This window comes from Streptomyces sp. ATCC 21386, from assembly GCF_018728545.1.
Classification (GTDB): Bacteria; Actinomycetota; Actinomycetes; order Streptomycetales; family Streptomycetaceae; genus Streptomyces.
The window spans coordinates 6,630,960-6,649,431 of record NZ_JAAVVL010000001.1; the positions used below are offsets into that span (position 1 = coordinate 6,630,960).

Here is an 18,472-nt window from a genome sequence, read left to right on the forward strand (position 1 = left end):
CAGACCATGTCCGACCTCTCCGGCACACCCGAGCAGCAACTTCCCTCCTGGGCCGATCCGTCCGTCTTCCCCGCCGACCTCGACGCGCAGGGCGTGTCACGGCGGGGACTCCTGCGCGGCGCGGGCCTGTTCGGTGCCGCCTTCGCGATGGGCGCCACGGGTGCGCCGACCGCTTCGGCCTCCGCCGCCTCCCGCCCGTACGGGGGCGAGGACCCGCGGCTCGCCTACCTCGTCGGGGACCACCACATCCACACCGTCTACAGCCACGACGCCAAGTACACGTTCTCCCAGCTGGCCTCGGCGGGCGCGAAGTACGGCCTCGACTGGATGGTGTTCACCGAGCACTCCAACTTCGGGCACGCCGACTTCGGTGCGGCGCTGGAGCACGAGGAGATCCTCAGGGCCCGTGCGGAGAACCCCCGCCAGCTGATCTTCCAGGGCCTGGAGTGGTACATCCCGGCCGCCGAGCACTGCACGGTCTTCACCACCCCCGGGCGGCACGAGGTCGACCTGCTCACCCGCTTCGAGAGCGCGTACGACGGCAAGCTGCTGGGCTACACGGACGGGTCCGTGGGCGGGGCGGACACCGCGCGCAACGAGGCGCACGCCGTCAAGGCGATCAAGTGGCTGGCCCAGCAGCGCCGTTCGGGCTACGTCGACGATGTGCTGGTCCTCGCCAACCACCCCATGCGGCTGGGCATCGACTCTCCGCACGAGATGCGCAACTGGCGCGACGCGGCGCCGGAGATCATGATCGGCATGGAGGGCGCGCCCGGCGCCCAGGGTGCGGCGATCCCCGGCTGGCGCGGAACCAACTCGATCCGCGGGGAGTACGAGAACAAGCCCTCCGCCCAGTCCTGGCCCGGCTATCCGGCGGAGGCGTACCTCACGTACGGCGGGTTCGACTGGTCGACGGCGACCGTGGGCGGACTCTGGGACGCGATGCTGGCCGAGGGCAGGCTGTTCTCGATCACCACCAACTCCGACGCCCACCGGATCGTCTTCGACACCTGGAAGAACGGCGACTGGCCGGCGGGGCGGAACTTCGACAACACCGGCAAGCTGCCCGACCCGGTGAACACCGACACCCCGCAGCCCGGCAGCGACTTCTGGCCCGGCCAGTTCAGCCGCACCCACGTCGGTGTCACCCGCTACGGGTACCGCTCGGTGATGGCGGGACTGCGCGCGGGACGCGTCTGGGTCGACCACGGCCATCTCCTCGACGGCCTGGACGTCCGGGTCAAGCGCGACCGTGACCACGGCCGGGGCGTCACCCTGGGCGGCCGGCTGCGTGTCCGCAGGGGCGAGAGGCTCACCCTGAACGTGACGGTGACGACGGCCTCCCGCGCCAACCCGCACGGGACTCTGCCGGAGTTGGCCCACGTCGACGTCATCCGGGGCGCGGTGCGCGGGCCGGTGACCGACCGGGACGCGTGGCAGGCTCCCGACACGAAGGTCGTCCACACCAGCGACGTGAGCGGCCGCACGGGCACGTACACCCTGCGCGTCCCGGTCACGGCGGGCGACGAGTCGTTCTACCTCCGCCTGCGCGGCAGCGACGGCAAGCGCAACGGTGCGGGCTACCTGGGCGCGGCGGTCGACCCGCACGGCCCGGTCCCCCACGAGCCGGGCGACGGCGACCCGTGGGAGGACACGTGGTTCTACTCGAACCCGGTGTTCGTGGACGTGACCGGGTGACCGGTCAGGCGTAGAAGCGTGACAGGCTCTGCAGGACGGCGGCGGGCTTCCCGCCGCCGTCGATCTCTATCGCGCCGTCCACCGTGATCTGGACGCCACCCGGGACGTCCTCGACCGAGGTGAGCTTGGCGACCAGCCGGATGCGCGACCCGACCTTCACCGGCGAGGGGAAACGCACCTTGTTCAGGCCGTAGTTGACCTTGGTGGTGACGCCCTGGACGTCCAGGAGCTCGGTGAACAGCGGGATGAAGAGGGAGAGGGTGAGGTAACCGTGGGCGATCGGCGCCCCGAACGGGCCCTCCTTGGCCTTCTCCTCGTCGACGTGGATCCACTGGTGGTCCCCCGTCGCGTCGGCGAACGTGTTGATCCGCTCCTGGGTGACCTCGATCCACTCGCTGGTGCCGAGGTCGCTGCCGGCGAGCTTCTTGAGCTCGTCGATGCCGTTCACGGTGATGCTCATGGGACGTTCCTTACTTAAGAGTCGGTGCCGTAGCGCTTGCGCACCCGGGCCTTGAGGAGCTTTCCGGAGGCGGTGCGGGGCAGTTCGTCCGCGACCACCACCGACTTCGGGATCTTGTACTTGGCCAGCCGCCCGGCGAGCGACGCGAGCACCTCGTCGGCGTCGAGCGAGACGCCCTCCCGAGGCACGACCACGGCGCGCGGTACCTCGCCCCACTTGTCGTCGGGTACGCCGATGACCGCGCACTCGACGATGTCGGGGTGGGTGAGGAGCTGGTCCTCGATCTCGGCGGGGTAGATGTTCTCGCCCCCGGAGATGATCATGTCCTTGATGCGGTCGACGATGAAGACGTAGCCGTCCTCGTCGACGCGGGCCGCGTCCCCGCTGCGGAACCACCCGTCGGCGAAGACCGCGGCGGTCTCCTCGGGCAGCCCCCAGTAGCCGGGCATCACATGGGGTCCACGGACCACCACCTCGCCGGGCTCGTCGACGTCGACCGGGGTCATGTCGGGGCGGACGACCCGTACGTCGCTGAAGAAGTGCGGTACGCCCGCCGACCCGGCCTTGCTCACGGCGTGCTCGGCGTCGAGGAAGAGCGTGCCGGGTGCGGCCTCCGTCATGCCGTAGCCCTGGAGGAAGGTGAGGCCGCGCTCCTGGAACTTCGCGATGAGCGGGGTCGGCACCGGGGAGCCGCCGCAGGAGAGCATCCTGAGCGACGACAGGTCGGCGTCGGCCCAGCGGGGGTGCCGGGCGATCTGGTCGAACATGGTCGGCACGCCGAACATGAAGGTGATCCGGTGCCGTTCGATCAGGTCGAAGGTGGCCTCCGGTACGAACGCCTCGACCAGTACGCAGGTGCCCCCCTTGAGCAGCACGGGCAGGGTGAGCATGTTCAGCCCGGCCGTGTGGAACAACGGGGCGGAGACCAGGGCGCGTTCGTCGGTGATGACGTCCTGGTCGACGAGCACGTTGACGGCATTCCAGATGATGTTGCCGTGCGTGAGCATCGCGCCCTTGGGGCGGCCCGTGGTGCCCGAGGTGTACATGATGATGCAGGTGTCGTCGGCGGCGACGGGCTGGTCGATGGGGTCGGTCTCGGCCCCGGCGAGCAGCGCCTCGTACTCGGTGCCGATCTCCACGAACGTCCGTACGTCGGTCCCGCCGCCCGGCAGTCCGGCCACGAGTGCGGTGAACCCGGCGCCGTACACCAGCGCCCTGGCCCCGGAGTCCGCCAGCTGGTAGGCGATCTCGGGGCCCGCGAGGCGGGTGTTGAGCGGGACGAAGACCGCGCCGAGGGTGCCCGCGGCGAACAGCGTCTCCAGGTAAGAGGGGTGGTTGGGCCCCAGGTAGGCGATGCGGTCGCCGCGGCGTACGCCGGCGGCGCGCAGGGCGTGGGCGAGGCGCGTGGTGCGCTCGTACAGCTCCCCGTACGTCAGGCGCGTGTCGCCGTGGATCAACGCGGTGCGCTGCGGGGTCTTGCGGGCCCGGCGGGCGGGCCACGAACCCAGTCCCTCATTGCGCATGTGTGTACCCCTGTCCGTCGTCGCACATGGGGAGGTCCATCTGCGTCCTCTACGGTTTGGTCAGGCCGAGCAGTCGGGCGGCGTTCTCCTTGAGGATCTTCGGCCGGACCTCGTCCTTGATCGGCAGCTTCTCGAAGTCGGCGAGCCAGCGGTCGGGGGTGAGGACGGGGTAGTCGGAGCCGAAGAGCACCTTGTCCTTGAGCAAGGTGTTGGCGTACTGCACCAGCTGCGGCGGGAAGTACTTCGGCGACCAGCCGGACAGGTCGATGTGCACGCCCGGCTTGTGCGTGGCGACCGCCAGGGCCTCGTCCTGCCAGGGGAAGGACGGGTGCGCCAGGATGATCTTGAGGTGCGGGAAATCGGCGGCCACGTCGTCCACGTGCAGCGGGTTGGAGTACTTCAGCCGGATGCCTCCACCGCCGGGGACGCCGGCGCCGATGCCCGTCTGGCCGGTGTGGAAGAGGGCGATGGTGCCCGTCTCCTCGATGACCTCGTACAGGTCGTACGCCACCGAGCGGTCGTTGGGGAAGAAGCCCTGGATGCTGGGGTGGAACTTGAAGCCCTTGACCCCGTACTCCTCGACCAGGCGACGGGCCTGCTTGACGCCCGCCTTCCCGCGGAAGGGGTCGATGGAGGCGAAGGGGATCAGGACGTCCGCGTTGGCGGCGGCGGCCTCGGCGACCTCCTCGTTGGGGACGGGCTGGGTGCCGGTCGCGGACTCGGCGTCCACCGTGAAGATCACGGCGGCCATCTTCCGCTCGCGGTAGTACGCGGCCGTCTCCTCGATGGTCGGTTTCCGCTTGCCCTCGACCTTGAAGTACGCGGAGGAGGCGTCGTGGAGGTCGTCGTCCAGGGAGGAGTTGCCCTTGGAGGACACCTCCGCGTGCGTGTGGACGTCGATCGCGACGAGTTCCTCGACGTTCATGGCCTGGCTCATCACGCCTCCGGGATCTTCGGGGCGGGGATGCCCACGGTCTGCGGCTCGGCGCCCAGCGAGGTCGGCCAGACGTCGGCGAGGGCCTCGGGGGTCCAGCCGCCGTTCGCGTACGCCGTCTTGATCTCCTGCGGGTGCGACCAGAGTGCCACCTTGTCGCCACCGATGCCGATGGCCTGGCCGGTGACCCCGCGCGCCGCCTCGGAGGCGAGGAACGGGACCAGGGCCGCGCAGTCCTCGGGGGTGCCGAAGCCCTCACCCTTGCGCAGGAAGTCCGGGAACGGCGTGCCCTCGCGCAGGGCCGCCACGTAGGGGGCGAAGACCGGGATGGTCTCGGTCATCGCGGTGGCGGCGACCGGCACGATGGCGTTGACGGTGATGTTCGCGCGGCCCAGCTCCATCGCCCAGGTGCGGGCGAAGGCGGCGATGCCGGCCTTGGCGGCGGCGTAGTTGGTCTGGCCGAAGTTGCCGCGCTGGCCGGCCGGGGAGCCGACGAGGATCAGGGAGCCGCCCTCGCCCTGTTCACGCATGCGGATCGCGGCGGCGCGGGCGCAGGTGAAGGTGCCCTTGAGGTGGGTGGTGATCACCGCGTCGAAGTCGTCGTCCGACATCTTCCACAGCACCTTGTCGCGGAGGATGCCCGCGTTGGTGACCAGGATGTCGAGCCGTCCGAACTCCTCCACGGCACGGCCCACCAGCCGGTCGGCGGCCTCGGTCGTGCCGACCGCGACGACCTCGGCGACGGCCTTGCCGCCCGCCTCGGTGATGGACTTCACGGCCGCCTCGGCCACGGCCTCGTCGATGTCGTTGACGACGACGGAGGCGCCGGCGGCGGCGAGGGCCTGTGCGTAGGCCAGGCCGAGGCCACGGCCACTGCCCGTGACGACGGCGACCTTGCCGGTGAGATCGATGCTGGGCACGAGGGGTCCCTTCGAGTGGCGGAGCGGCTTCGAGGTCGAAGTGCGGCACCGCGGTGCCGAGGTGCACTGTCGAAATCGAAGTTAAGAGCAATAGTTGTTGACGTCAATAGTTGTTGTTCCCCGGGCGTTGCGTCATGCTGGAGCGGTACGTACGCGCCGCCCCGACCGGGGCGCAGGCCTGATCCCCGCACGACAGGCCCTGGACCAGGGAGCTCGCCATCACCCGCCAGCAGACGCAGGACGCCGCCTCGATCGACGCGCACGAGCCGTGGATGCGCGGGCTGCACGCGGACACCGGCTATCTGCTGTACCGGCTGGGGCTCAGGTCCGGTCAGCTGTTCAACTCCTCCCTCCAGGAGTCCGGCCTCAGGCTGCGGCACTACGCGCTGCTGCGCTTCCTGGCCACCTCCCCGGGCGCGCTCCAGCGCGAGCTGAGCGCCTCGCTCGGCTACGACCCGAGCGCGATCGTCGGACTGGTGGACGACCTGGAGAAACTGGGCTTCGCCGAGCGGCGCCCCTCCCCCGACGACCGCCGCAGCCGGATCGTCGTGCTCACCGAGGACGGCCGGTCCTTCCTCCGTGACACCGACGAGGCCGGACAGCGCGTCTCCGACGAACTGGTGGAGCCCCTCGACGCCGCCGAGCGCGCGACGCTCCACGCACTGCTGCAGAAGATCGCCGAGGCCGGACTGGGGTGACACCGTGCCGATGACCGCCGACGCGCTCCCGCCGCCGGGATCCGCGCCCCGGCAGCCCGCGCCGGGACGCACCCCGGCGGGGGCCGTCCGTTCCGCTCCCGACCGGCTGCTCGCCGTGCTGGCCGCCTTCGACCACGACCACCCGGCGCTCTCGCTGACCGACATCAGCCGCCGGGCCGGGCTGACCCTCACCACCGCCCACCGGCTGGTGGGCGCGCTCACCGAGTGGGGCGCCCTGGAGCGGGACGCCTGCGGGATCTACCACGTGGGGCTCCGCCTCTGGGAACTCGCGGCGCTCGCCCCGCGCGGGCTCGCGCTGCGCCAGATCGCGCTGCCGTACCTGGAGGACCTGTACGAGGCGACGCACGAGAACGTCCAGCTCGCGGTCCGCGACGGGGACGACGTCGTCTACATCGAGTGGCTCTCCGGGCGCTCCGCCGTCGGCGTCCACATCCGCGTCGGCGCCCGCTGGCCCCTGCACGCCACGGGCGTGGGCCTGGCGCTCCTCGCCCACAGCGACGCGGACGCCCAGGACACCTACTGCGAGGGCCCGTTGGCCTCCTTCACGCCGCACACCATCACGGACGCGCCCCGGTTGCGCCGCGCGCTCGCCGAGGTACGGCGCACCGGCGTGGCGGTGAGCAGCCGCCAGGTCACGGAGGACGCGCTGTCGGTGGCCGCCCCCGTGCGCGGACCGGGCGGAGGCGTGGTCGCCGCCGTCTCGGTCGTCGTGCCCCAGGCCGGCGCCCAGGTCCCGGTGCTGACGCCCGCCGTGCGGGTGGCGGCACGTGGTATCTCCCGCGCCCTGGGCTGGCAGCCGGACGAACCCCGCCGGGGTTCGTTGATCCCGGGCCGGGGCTCCGCCCCCGCCTGACCGGCGGACGCCGGACCCGGGACGCCGCCACGGAGGTGACCGCCGGGGCACGGGCACGGCCGGCCCGGACGGCCGACTCGTCCCGGGGGCGGCTTCGCCGCCACCGTTCTCGCCTCCCTCGCGGGCGACGCGGCCCGCCGCCGCCCCGGTCGGGCCGACGGCGGCGGTGGCTCGTCGCGGCAGGTCGGCGGTCGTCGATTCGGTTGGGCCGTGCGGGCGTTCAGCCCGTCAGGCCCTCGTAGGCGGCCGCGAGGATCGAGAAACCCCGCTCGTCGCCGAGATCGCCGTCGATCATCTTGTTCATCATGTACGCCACGGTCATCCGGGCGTCGAGGTCGACCATGATGAGCGAGCCGCCCCAGCCGCCCCAGAAGCAGGTGCGGGGGTTGGGCAGTTGGCCGCCGTTCAGGCCGTAGCCCATGCCGTAGCGCATCGGGACGCGCAGGACGCTGTCGATGCCGTCGAACTGCTCCTCGAAGATCCGCTCGCACCCCTGCTCCGACAGCAGCCGCACCCCGCGCGCCGCGCCGCCGCAGGACAGCAGCGACTGGACGGCGGCGACCGAACGGGCGTTGCCGTGACCGTTCGCGGCCGGGATCTCGGCACGGCGCCAGGCGGTCGAGTTGGGGGCACCGTCCGGGATGTGCGGGTTGGGCGGCGGGCCGTCCTCGGGCGGGGAGGAGGGCGGCATGATGATCGGCGCCACCCGGTGGTCGTGCTCGGCGGCGAGGCCGATGTGGAAGTCGGCGCCCAGCGGACCCGTGACCTCCTCGGCGAGGAAGGTGCCCAGGCTGCGGCCGGTGACCCGGCGGACGATCTCCCCGAGCAGATACCCCTGGGTCATCGCGTGGTAGCCGGCCTCGGTACCCGGCTTCCAGGCCGGTTCCTGCGCGGCGAGCCGCGCGGTGACGGTCGGCCAGTCGTACAGGTCCTCCAGCGTCGTGGGCGCCTCGAAGCGGGGCAGACCGGCCGTGTGCGAGAGCACATGGCTCACGCGTACGTCCTCCTTGCCCGCCGCCGCGAACTCCGGCCAGTACCTCGCCACCGGGGCGTGCAGGTCCAGTTCGCCCCGGTCGGCGAGCATCAGCACGCACAGGGCGGTCATCGTCTTGGTGGTGGACCACACATGGGTCAGGGTGTCCCGCTCCCACGGAACGGTCCGGTCGACGTCGGCGTACCCGCCCCAGAGGTCGACCTCCGGCTCACCGTCCACGTACACGGCGACCGAGGCACCCACGTCCTTGTCGTCCAACGAGGCCGCCAACGCCTCCCGCACCGCGCCGAACCGGGCCGTGCACGTGCCGTGAGTCATCGCCATGAGGGGAAGGTAACGGGTGACCTCGGGGGGAGCCATCGATTTAACCGGGGCTCCGACGAGGAACGGCGGCGGCCCGATCCGGCCTCCCCGGCGCCCCTGGTCCGGCGGCTCCGCCCGGATCGCCTAGGCTGCTCCGTACGGGGGCTGCCGTACGGACAAGAGCGTGGTGGGAAATGCCGCTGAGGGACGACGATCCCACCGTCATAGGCGAGTACGTCCTGGAGGACAGGCTCGGCGCCGGTGGCATGGGAGTCGTCTACCGGGCGCGGTCCGCGTCGGGGCGACTGGTCGCGATCAAGCTGGTGCACGCCCAGTACCGCGACGACGAGGAGTTCCGCTCCCGGTTCCGTCAGGAGGTCGCGGCGGTGCGCCGGGTGAGCGGGGCGTTCACGGCCGCCGTGGTGGACGCCGACCCGGACGCGGCCAGGCCCTGGATGGCGACACAGTACGTACCGGGCCCGACGCTCGCCGATCTGGTGCGTGAGGAGGGTCCGCTGACGGCTCCCCGGATCCGGGGCCTCGCGCTGGGGCTCGTCGAGGCGCTGCGGGACATCCACCGGGCGGGGGTCGTGCACCGGGACCTGAAACCGGCCAACGTCCTGATGGCCGAGGACGGTCCGCGCGTCATCGACTTCGGTATCTCGCGCGCCGGCGACAACCTGCCGCTCACCGTGACCGGACGGGTCATCGGCACCCCGCCGTTCATGTCACCGGAGCAGCTGCGCTCGCCGAGGGACGTCACCGCCGCGTCGGACCTGTTCTCGCTGGGGTCGCTGCTGGTGTACGCGGCCAGCGGGCACAGCCCGTTCAAGGCCGAGAGCCCCTATCTCGCGGGCTACCAGGTCATGTTCGAGGCGCCGAAGCTGGACGCGGTGCCCGAACCGCTGCGGACGATCACCGAACGCTGCCTGGACAAGAATCCGACGGCCCGCCCGGACCTCACCGAACTGCACGCCCTGTTCCTGGAGTTGGGGACCACACCCACCACCGGCACACCGGGCGCCGCGCCGGTGCCCGGGACGGGACGGACGGGGGCGGGGACGGGACCGCTCGACGGTCCTACGGACTCCGGGCGAACGGAGACCGCCGCACCCGGCAACGGCACGACGGCCGCCGGACGAGTGGAGACCGACCGGCCGATGGTCGGGCAGGCGGTCCCGGAGCGAAGGGGCGCGGGCCGAACCGGCGTCAGCGGGGCGGACGCGGGCCGGGCTGTCACGGAACGCCCGGCCCCGGGCCGGGCGGACGTCGGCCGCGCGGATGACACGACCGCCAACGACCTGCTGCCGGTTCCCGGCGGGCCGACGGAAGACCGATCGCAGGCCGGCCGGCCTGCGGGCGGCCGCCGTCCGAGGCTCCGTGCCAAAAGGCTGTTGCTCCTCGTCGGCGCCGGCGCCGTCCTGGCCGTCGCAGCGCTCAGCACCGCGCTGCTGCTCCACGCAGGGGCCGAGGACGACTCGACGACGTCCGGCGCCGACAGCGCCGTGGACTACCGTTCCACGTCGCTGCCCGAGGGCTGGCGGCCGTGGCAGACCCGACTGCGGGCCGACAGCGGCCTGCCCGCCGAGTACATCCCGGTCAACTACGACGAGACGGGATGCCGGACCGACGGGACCGACCTGTACTGCGGCGGCACCGGCTTCGTCGTCGCCAAGGTGGACGCCGCCACCGGGAAGACGGGATGGCGCCACGGCCAACTCCCGCAGACCGCCCGGCCCATCGGCGTCCGGGACGGGCTGGTCTTCGTCTACACCGAACCCGACAGCACCCGGCGGCGCCTGGTCGCCCTCGACACCCGGACCGGGAAGCAGCGGTGGGCCCGGGACATCAGCGCGAGCGAGCCGGCGGCCCTCTTCACGGGCGGCCTGCTCACCCTCACGCCCGACCACTCCCAGGTGATCGCCCTCGACACGGCGGGCAGGGAACTGTGGCGGACCTCCGAACCCGCCGGGGTCAACTGCGTCCCCACGGTGCTCGGCGACGCCCCGTACGAAATGTGCTGGGAGGGCGACGACTTCCTCGACACCCGCCCGTTCACCCTCGTACGGCTCGACCCCGACGACGGCACGCCGCGGGAACGCACCCCGATGCCCGAGAAGGCGCTCGCCCTGGGCGCCGTCGACGGACGCCCGTTGTTCCTGGAGGCGGAGACCACCGAGGAGGTCTACCAGGCGGGGTACGAGCGGCCGTACGACGCGTTCCTGCGGGTGGCCCCGGACACCGGGAAGGTCACCCGGATCCCGCTGGAGCGTCCGCTGCGCGGCGCGGCGACGCTCGTGGACGGGGTCGTGTACTTCGTGCGGACCAGCGGGTCCGTCACCGCCGTCTCGGCGACCAGCGGCAAGACGCTGTGGGAGCGGACCACCGACATGGAGAACCTGTCCGCTCCGGTGGTGTCGGCGGCCCGCGACGAGATCTACTTCGCCAACCGGTTCGGCCGGCTGCTGGCCCTGGAGCGCGGCAAGGGCGCCGAGTTGTGGCGTACGGACGCACTCGACGACCCGGGGGACATCGCCACCCAGACCCCGCCCCGGGTGCTGCTCGTGGACGACGCGATCGTGGCGACGGCCGGGAACATGGCGTTCTCCGTCAACCCGGACAGGCCGACGGAGGCCACCCAACCGACCGTGTCCACCGTCGGCGACTGACCACCCCCCGCCCGAGACCAACCAGCCGCCGTGCAACGGGTGGGGGGTGGACACCTCCCGCCACGGCCGATCTTCACATCGTGAACTCGCCACCCCCGCACGGACTTTCTCCGCTTTAACTCTTGACGGCCGCAGCGCCGGAGCGCACATTGACCGCACGCTCTTCTTTGAGAGCGCTCTCAGGACGGGACTCCGCGGAGCGCTCCCCCACACCGCGCATTTCACTCCGTACACCCGAAGAGGCCGCCATGAGTGAAACCCCCGGCACACCCGACCGCGGCGCACCCGTGAGACGCCGCCGCCCCCTGCGACGCGCGTTCCTCGCCGTGGCCACGGCGCTGGCCCTGGCCACCGCCTGGGCGACGACCGCGCAGGGCGCCGCCCCCACGCCGCCCGCCGGCTGGACGCAGGTCTTCGTCGACGACTTCAACGGCACCGCCGGTACCGGCGTCAGCACCTCAAACTGGCAGTACGCGACCGGGACTTCGTATCCCGGCGGCCCCGCCAACTGGGGTACCGGCGAGGTCGAGACGATGACGAACAGCACCGCCAACGTCTCCCTCGACGGCAACGGCAATCTCCGCATCACCCCGCTCCGGGACGCGGCCGGCCGCTGGACCTCGGGCCGGATCGAGACCAACCGCACCGACTTCCAGCCCCCGGCGGGAGGCAAGCTGCGGGTCGAGTCCCGGATCCAGATGCCGAACGTCACCGGGACGGCCGCCGAGGGCTACTGGCCGGCGTTCTGGATGCTGGGCGCGCCCTACCGGGGCAACTACCAGAACTGGCCGAGCGTCGGCGAGCTGGACATCATGGAGAACGTGCAGGGCCGCAACCAGGTCTGGGCCACGATGCACTGCGGCACCAACCCCGGCGGCCCGTGCAACGAGACGACCGGCATCGGCAACTCCACCGCGTGCCCGAACACGACCTGCCAGTCCGGGTTCCACACGTACACCATGGAGTGGGACCGCTCGGTGACCCCGGAGACGATCCGGTTCCTCGTCGACGGCACCCAGTTCCACTCGGTCAACGCGAACCAGGTCGACGCGACCACCTGGACCAACGCCACCAACCACGGGTTCTTCATCATCCTGAACGTGGCCATGGGCGGCGCCTTCCCCGACGCGTTCGGCGGCGGTCTGGACGGTGACACCCGCTCCGGTGTCCCGATGGTCGTCGACTATGTGCAGGTGCTGTCGGCGGCCGGGGGCACCACCACGCCGCCGCCGACGGGCACCCGGGACGCGTACGGCGCCATCCAGGCCGAGTCGTACGACAGCCAGAGCGGCACACTCACCGAGACCACGACCGACACCGGTGGCGGGCAGAACATCGGCGCCGTGGCCAACGGTGACTGGGCGCTCTTCAAGAACGTGAACTTCGGCTCCACGGCCGCGACCCAGTTCGTCGCCCGGGTGGCCTCCGGCGCGGGCGCGGGGGTGAGCGGTCTGGTCGAGGTGAGGCTCGACAGCCGTTCGAACGCACCGGTCGGCAGTTTCTCGATCGCCGGCACCGGCGGCTGGCAGTCCTGGCGGACGGTGCCCGCGAACATCAGCCGCGTCACCGGCACCCATGACGTCTATCTGACCTTCACCAGCGGACAGGCGCAGGACTTCGTGAACGTGAACTGGTTCAACTTCGGCCGCTGACGGACGGCTCGGCCGAGACACGGCTCACGTGAGGGGCGGGCTCCACGGCGGTGGAGCCCGCCCCTCACCGCGTGTCAGCGCATCTCCGCCCGGAACGCCACCGGCGTGGTCCCGGCGTGCAGTTGGAAGAACTTGGAGAAGTTCGCCGCGTCGGGGAAGCCGACGGCGACGCCCACCCGGCCGATCGGCAGGTCCGTGTGGGCCAGGAGCCGCTTGGCCTCCAGGACGACGCGCTTGTCGATGAAGCCCTTGGGGGTCTCCCCGGTCGCGGCGCGGACCGCGCGGACGAGGGTGCGGCGGGAGCAGCCGAGGGCGTCGGCGTAGGCGCTGACGCTGTGGTTGGTGGCGAAGTCCCGCTCGACGGCGTCGCGGAAGCGGGTGAAGGTGGTGTCCCCGGATCTGTGCTCCTCCTCCATCTCCGTCGCGCCGGCGGCGAGATGGGCGAGGCGGATGAGGAAGGCCGTCAGGGAGTGCCGCAGGACGGCGGCGTGCGGTCCGGGCGGCAGGGTGACGGTGTCGACGTACTCGCGTTCGAGCTGGGCCGACGAGGCCCGTAGGCCCGCGAGTTGGGCGGCGCTTGGGCGGAGCAGCGGCGGCAGGTCGTAGCGGTAGAGCCCGGTCGCCTCGACGGTGGCCCGGGGCAGGAAGCCCGGTTGCATGGTGAGGACGGTCCCGCGGTACTCGGGGGCGTGTGAGAAGCGATGCACCTGCCCCGGCCGGATCCACAGCAACTCGCCCGCGTCCGCCTCGTACTCGGTGAAGTCGATCATGTGGCGTACCGGGCCGCCGTCGAACAGCATCACCACGTGGAAGTCGATGCGGTGGACCTTGTCCAGAGGTGTGTCCGCGCGCCAGGGGCCTCGGCCGTCCATGGGGCCGATCCGCATGCCGACGCCGGAGAGGCCGCGGTCGACGGGGAACGGGAGGGTCTTGATCCGGTCGCCGTCGGGGAAGTCTCTGTCCGTCATGTCCTCGCCGTCGCGTCGTCGGTGTCCCAGTTTCACCGAAGGCTGGCACACCGCCACCTGGCCTCATATAAGTCAGACTTTTACTTTTGAAGACGTCAGAGCAATTCCGCCGTCTCATCGAGGACTTCTTGAAGATGAACTGGACAGAACTCGACCGGCGCGCCGTCGACACTGCCCGTCTGCTGGCCGCCGACGCCGTGCAGAAGGCGGGCAACGGGCACCCGGGCACGGCGATGAGCCTCGCGCCCGCCGCGTACACGCTCTTTCAGAAGGTGATGCGTCATGACCCCGCCGACCCGGAGTGGACCGGCCGCGACCGCTTCGTCCTCTCCCCCGGCCACACCTCGCTGACCCTCTACACCCAGCTGTACCTGGCCGGGTACGAACTGGGGCTGGACGACCTCAAGGCGTTCCGGACGCACGGCTCGAAGACGCCGGGTCATCCGGAGTACGGGCACACCGCCGGGGTCGAGACCACCACGGGTCCGCTGGGCCAGGGGGTCGCCAACGCCGTCGGGATGGCGATGGCCGCCCGGTACGAGCGCGGGCTGTTCGACCCGGACGCCCCGGTGGGCGAGTCGCCGTTCGACCACACCATCTGGGCGATCGTCTCCGACGGCGACCTGGAGGAGGGCATCTCCGCGGAGGCGGCCTCGCTGGCGGGCCATCAGCGGCTCGGCAGTCTCGTGTTCCTGTACGACGACAACCACATCTCCATCGAGGGCGACACCGCCACCGCGTTCTCCGAGGACGTGCTGAAGCGGTACGAGGCGTACGGCTGGCACGTCCAGCGGATCGAGCCGGCCTTCAACGGAAACGTCGACGTGCACGCCCTGCACGACGCGCTGCTGGCCGCGCGGGAGGAGACCTCGCGTCCCTCGATCATCGCGATGCGCACGATCATCGCCTGGCCCGCCCCGAACGCGCAGAACACCGAGGCCGCGCACGGCTCCGCGCTCGGTGAGGACGAGATCGCCGCCACCAAGCGGGTCCTCGGCTTCGACGCGGACAGGACGTTCGACGTCGCCGACGACGTGCTCGCGCACACCCGCCGCGCCCTCGACCGGGGCGCCGAGGCGCACGCCGCCTGGGACAAGCGGATCGCCGAGTGGCGTGCCGCCTCCCCCGAACGGGCCCGGCTCTTCGACCGGGTGGTCGCGGGCCGGCTGCCCGAGGGCTGGGAGGGGGCGCTGCCGGTCTTCGAGGAGGGCACGTCCATGGCGACCCGGGCCGCGTCCGGCAAGGTGCTGCAGGCACTGGGCGCGGTGATACCCGAGCTGTGGGGCGGCTCCGCCGACCTCGCCGGGTCGAACAACACCACCATCGACAAGACGTCGTCCTTCCTCCCGGCGGGCAACCCGCTCCCGGAGGCCGACCCGTACGGCCGCACGATCCACTTCGGCATCCGTGAGCACGCCATGGCCGCCGAGATGAACGGCATCGCGCTGCACGGCAACACCCGGATCTACGGCGGCACGTTCCTGGTCTTCTCCGACTACATGCGGGGCGCCGTCCGGCTCTCCGCGCTGATGCAGCTGCCGGTGACGTACGTCTGGACGCACGACTCCATCGGCCTGGGCGAGGACGGCCCGACGCACCAGCCGGTCGAACACCTGGCCGCGCTGCGGGCGATCCCCGGCCTGAACATCGTCCGCCCGGCCGACGCCAACGAGACGGCGATCGCCTGGGCCGAGATCCTGAAGCGGCACACCACGGACCCGGCCCCGCACGGGCTGGCGCTCACCCGGCAGGGCGTGCCGACGTATCCGCTCAACTCCGAGGCCGCCAAGGGGGGTTACATCCTCCAGGAGTCCTCGGCCGCGACCCCGGACGTGATCCTGATCGCCACCGGCTCCGAGGTGCAGTCGGCCGTCGCCGCGCGGGAGCGGCTGGAGGCCGAGAGGGTCGGCACGCGGGTGGTGTCGATGCCGTCGGTGGAGTGGTTCGAGGAACAACCGCGCGAATACCGAGAGAGCGTGCTGCCGCCGTCCGTGCGGGCCCGCGTGGCGGTCGAGGCGGGGATCGGTCTGACCTGGTACCGCTACGTCGGTGACCACGGCCGCGTCGTCTCCCTCGAACACTTCGGCGCCTCCGCCGACGCGAAGACCCTGTTCGCCGAGTACGGCTTCACCGCCGAGAACGTCGTCGCCGTGGCGAGGAGCGTGCTCGACCGCACGACTCGGCCCGGCGGCGACACGGCCGGCACGCGCGCCTGAAGGAAGATGATCACTGTCGACACGACGCCGCAGGCCAGGGGAAGTTCTTGAACAGCAAGGGAGTTGATGGGGAATGACCGCCGAGTGGCTCAATCCGCTCCGGGACGCGGAGGACCGCCGGCTCCCGAAGATCGCGGGCCCGTCCGGGCTCGTCATCTTCGGGGTGACCGGTGACCTGTCCCGCAAGAAGCTGATGCCGGCCGTGTACGACCTGGCCAACCGGGGTCTGCTGCCACCGGGCTTCTCGCTGGTGGGGTTCGCCCGCCGGGACTGGGAGGACGAGGACTTCGCGCAGATCGTGCACGACGCGGTCCGCGAGCACGCCCGCACCGAGTTCCGCGAGGAGGTCTGGCAGCAGCTCGCCGAGGGGATGCGCTTCATCCCGGGCGACTTCGGTGACGACGAGGCGTTCAAGCGGCTCCGGGAGGCCGTCGAGGAGCTGGACGGCTCCCGGGGGACGGGCGGCAACTTCGCCTTCTACCTCTCCGTGCCGCCGAGCATGTTCCCGAAGGTCGTCAAGCAGCTCAAGAAGCACGGCCTGGCCAGTCCGCCCGAGGGTTCCTGGCGGCGCGCGGTCATCGAGAAGCCGTTCGGCCACGACCTGGCCAGCGCCCGCGAGCTGAACGCGGTCCTGCACGAGGTGTTCGACCCCGAGCAGGTCTTCCGCATCGACCACTACCTCGGCAAGGAGACCGTCCAGAACATCCTGGCGCTCCGCTTCGCCAACCAGATGTACGAGCCCATCTGGAACCGGAGTTACGTCGACCATGTGCAGATCACCATGGCCGAGGACATCGGCATCGGCGGTCGCGCCGGGTACTACGACGGCATCGGCTCGGCCCGTGACGTCATCCAGAACCACCTGTTGCAGCTGCTGGCCCTGACCGCCATGGAGGAACCGGCGGCCTTCGACGCCGAGTCGCTGCTGACCGAGAAGCTGAAGGCGCTCAAGGCCGTGCGGCTGCCGGAGGACCTGGGCCGGTACACCGTGCGCGGCCAGTACGCGGGCGGCTGGCAGGGCGGCGAACGGGTGCTCGGCTATCTGGAGGAGGAGGGCATCGACCGGTCCTCCACCACGGACACCTACGCGGCGGTCAAGCTGGGCATCGACAACCGCCGCTGGGCGGGCGTCCCCTTCTATCTGCGCACCGGCAAGCGGCTCGGCCGCCGGGTCACCGAGATCGCGGTCGTCTTCCAGCGCGCCCCGCACTCCCCCTTCGACTCCACCGCCACCGAGGAACTGGGGCAGAACGCGATCGTCATCCGGGTGCAGCCCGACGAGGGGATGACCGTGCGCTTCGGTTCGAAGGTGCCGGGTACCTCGATGGAGATCCGGGACGTCACGATGGACTTCGCGTACGGCGAGTCGTTCACGGAGTCCAGCCCGGAGGCGTACGAACGGCTGATCCTGGATGTGCTGCTCGGCGACGCCAACCTCTTCCCCCGCCACCAGGAGGTGGAGGAGTCCTGGAAGATCCTCGACCCGATCGAGGAGTACTGGGCGAGGCACGGCAGGCCCGCGCAGTACGCCTCGGGTGGTTGGGGGCCCGCGGAAGCGGACGAGATGCTCGCACAAGACGGACGGAGCTGGCGCAGGCCATGAAGATCGACCTGACTGACACCACGGCAAGCAAGATCAACAAGGCCCTGGTGCAGGGCCGCCGGGCCATCGGCACGCCCGCCGTGGGCATGGTCCTCACGATGGTGATCGTGACGGACGAGGAGAACGCGTACGACTCGATCAAGGCCGCCGAGGAGGCCTCGCACGAGCACCCCTCGCGCACCCTGGTCGTCATCAAGCGGCACGCCCGCACCCCGAAGGACCGCACCAAGTCGCATCTGGACGCCGAGGTGCGGGTCGGCGCCGACGCGGGCACCGGCGAGACGGTCGTGCTGCGGACGTACGGCGAGGTCTCCGACCACGCCGACTCCGTGGTCCTGCCGCTGCTGCTGCCGGACGCGCCGGTGGTGGTGTGGTGGCCGGTGGACGCGCCGGAGAACCCGGCGAAGGACCCGCTGGGCGCGCTCGCGCAGCGCAGGATCACCGACATGTACGCCGTGGAGACCCCGCTCGCCGCACTCGAACAGCGGGTCGCCTCCTACACCCCCGGCGACACCGACCTCGCCTGGACGCGGCTCACGCCGTGGCGCTCCATGCTCGCGGCCGCCCTCGACCAGGCCAAGGAGACCATCACCTCGGCCGCCGTCGAGAGCGAGGCCGACAACCCCAGCGCCGAGCTGCTGGCCCGCTGGCTGGAGGCCCGCCTCGGGGTGTCCGTCGAGCGCGTGCTGACCGCCGGTCCGGTGGTCACGGGCGTACGGCTCGGCACCGCGAGGGGCGAGGTCGTCATCGACCGGCCCGAGGGGCCGCTCGCCACGCTCACCCTGCCCGGGCAGCCGTCGCGCACCCTCGCCCTGAAGGTCCGCGCCACCTCCGAGCTGATCGCCGAGGAGCTGCGCCGCCTCGACGCCGACGAGATGTACGCCGTCGCCCTGCGGGGCGGCGCGGGCGACGGGCAGACCGCCGCCGATGACTGACACGCCTCCGCTCGACTCCCGTATG

Annotated in this window: 14 protein-coding genes; 8 read left to right on the forward strand and 6 right to left on the reverse strand. The window is 71.4% G+C overall.

Annotated elements, in window-relative coordinates:
- Positions 1 to 6: 6 nt before the first annotated feature.
- Positions 7 to 1,698, forward strand: coding sequence for a PHP domain-containing protein (locus tag GWK25_RS28480; RefSeq protein ID WP_215454227.1), 1,692 nt, complete (start codon positions 7 to 9; stop codon positions 1,696 to 1,698).
- A gap of 4 nt (positions 1,699 to 1,702) precedes the next feature.
- Here GWK25_RS28480 and GWK25_RS28485 read toward each other — a convergent pair whose 3' ends face one another.
- Genes GWK25_RS28485 through GWK25_RS28500 form a run of 4 tightly spaced genes read right to left on the reverse strand, consistent with a single transcriptional unit; the run spans position 1,703 to position 5,535 of the window.
- Complete coding sequence (locus tag GWK25_RS28485; protein WP_215454228.1) at positions 1,703 to 2,158, reverse strand: MaoC family dehydratase; 456 nt, start codon at positions 2,156 to 2,158, stop codon at positions 1,703 to 1,705.
- Positions 2,159 to 2,172: 14 nt separating this feature from the next.
- Positions 2,173 to 3,681: an o-succinylbenzoate--CoA ligase gene (menE, locus tag GWK25_RS28490; protein WP_215454229.1), complete on the reverse strand. Its 1,509-nt coding sequence runs from the start codon at positions 3,679 to 3,681 to the stop codon at positions 2,173 to 2,175.
- A gap of 49 nt (positions 3,682 to 3,730) precedes the next feature.
- The gene (locus GWK25_RS28495) at positions 3,731 to 4,606 is read right to left on the reverse strand and encodes an amidohydrolase family protein (protein ID WP_215457656.1); all 876 of its coding nucleotides are present in this window, start codon (positions 4,604 to 4,606) and stop codon (positions 3,731 to 3,733) included.
- 11 nt (positions 4,607 to 4,617) lie between these two features.
- Complete coding sequence (locus GWK25_RS28500) at positions 4,618 to 5,535, reverse strand: SDR family NAD(P)-dependent oxidoreductase (protein ID WP_215454231.1); 918 nt, start codon at positions 5,533 to 5,535, stop codon at positions 4,618 to 4,620.
- Positions 5,536 to 5,807: 272 nt separating this feature from the next.
- On the opposite strand from GWK25_RS28500, the gene GWK25_RS28505 reads away from it, so the two are divergent.
- Positions 5,808 to 6,233: a MarR family winged helix-turn-helix transcriptional regulator gene (locus GWK25_RS28505; protein ID WP_215454236.1), complete on the forward strand. Its 426-nt coding sequence runs from the start codon at positions 5,808 to 5,810 to the stop codon at positions 6,231 to 6,233.
- 10 nt (positions 6,234 to 6,243) lie between these two features.
- Positions 6,244 to 7,107, forward strand: coding sequence for an IclR family transcriptional regulator (locus GWK25_RS28510; protein WP_251829073.1), 864 nt, complete (start codon positions 6,244 to 6,246; stop codon positions 7,105 to 7,107).
- Positions 7,108 to 7,327: 220 nt separating this feature from the next.
- On the opposite strand, the gene GWK25_RS28515 is transcribed toward GWK25_RS28510, so the two are convergent.
- On the reverse strand, positions 7,328 to 8,425 hold the full coding sequence (locus GWK25_RS28515; RefSeq protein WP_215454242.1) for a serine hydrolase domain-containing protein: 1,098 nt from the start codon (positions 8,423 to 8,425) through the stop codon (positions 7,328 to 7,330).
- A 173-nt stretch (positions 8,426 to 8,598) separates the two neighbouring features.
- On the opposite strand from GWK25_RS28515, the gene GWK25_RS28520 reads away from it, so the two are divergent.
- Both GWK25_RS28520 and GWK25_RS28525 read left to right on the forward strand, forming a co-directional pair.
- Positions 8,599 to 11,073: a serine/threonine-protein kinase gene (locus GWK25_RS28520; RefSeq protein ID WP_215454244.1), complete on the forward strand. Its 2,475-nt coding sequence runs from the start codon at positions 8,599 to 8,601 to the stop codon at positions 11,071 to 11,073.
- Positions 11,074 to 11,321: 248 nt separating this feature from the next.
- Positions 11,322 to 12,725 (forward strand): glycoside hydrolase family 16 protein, encoded by a 1,404-nt coding sequence (locus tag GWK25_RS28525; protein ID WP_215454247.1) that lies wholly within the window; start codon positions 11,322 to 11,324, stop codon positions 12,723 to 12,725.
- 74 nt (positions 12,726 to 12,799) lie between these two features.
- On the opposite strand, the gene GWK25_RS28530 is transcribed toward GWK25_RS28525, so the two are convergent.
- A complete protein-coding gene (locus GWK25_RS28530; protein ID WP_215454249.1) occupies positions 12,800 to 13,693 on the reverse strand; it encodes an AraC family transcriptional regulator in 894 nt (297 codons plus the stop codon).
- A gap of 134 nt (positions 13,694 to 13,827) precedes the next feature.
- Between GWK25_RS28530 and tkt the strand changes: the two genes are divergently transcribed.
- The 3 genes from tkt to opcA all read left to right on the forward strand — a co-directional run bounded on the left by tkt (position 13,828) and on the right by opcA (position 18,447).
- On the forward strand, positions 13,828 to 15,909 hold the full coding sequence (gene tkt, locus GWK25_RS28535) for a transketolase (RefSeq protein WP_215454251.1): 2,082 nt from the start codon (positions 13,828 to 13,830) through the stop codon (positions 15,907 to 15,909).
- Positions 15,910 to 15,982: 73 nt separating this feature from the next.
- On the forward strand, positions 15,983 to 17,512 hold the full coding sequence (gene zwf / locus GWK25_RS28540; protein ID WP_215454253.1) for a glucose-6-phosphate dehydrogenase: 1,530 nt from the start codon (positions 15,983 to 15,985) through the stop codon (positions 17,510 to 17,512).
- The gene (gene opcA / locus GWK25_RS28545; protein WP_215454255.1) at positions 17,509 to 18,447 is read left to right on the forward strand and encodes a glucose-6-phosphate dehydrogenase assembly protein OpcA; all 939 of its coding nucleotides are present in this window, start codon (positions 17,509 to 17,511) and stop codon (positions 18,445 to 18,447) included. Before zwf ends, opcA begins: the two co-directional genes overlap by 4 nt.
- Positions 18,448 to 18,472 lie beyond the last annotated feature (25 nt).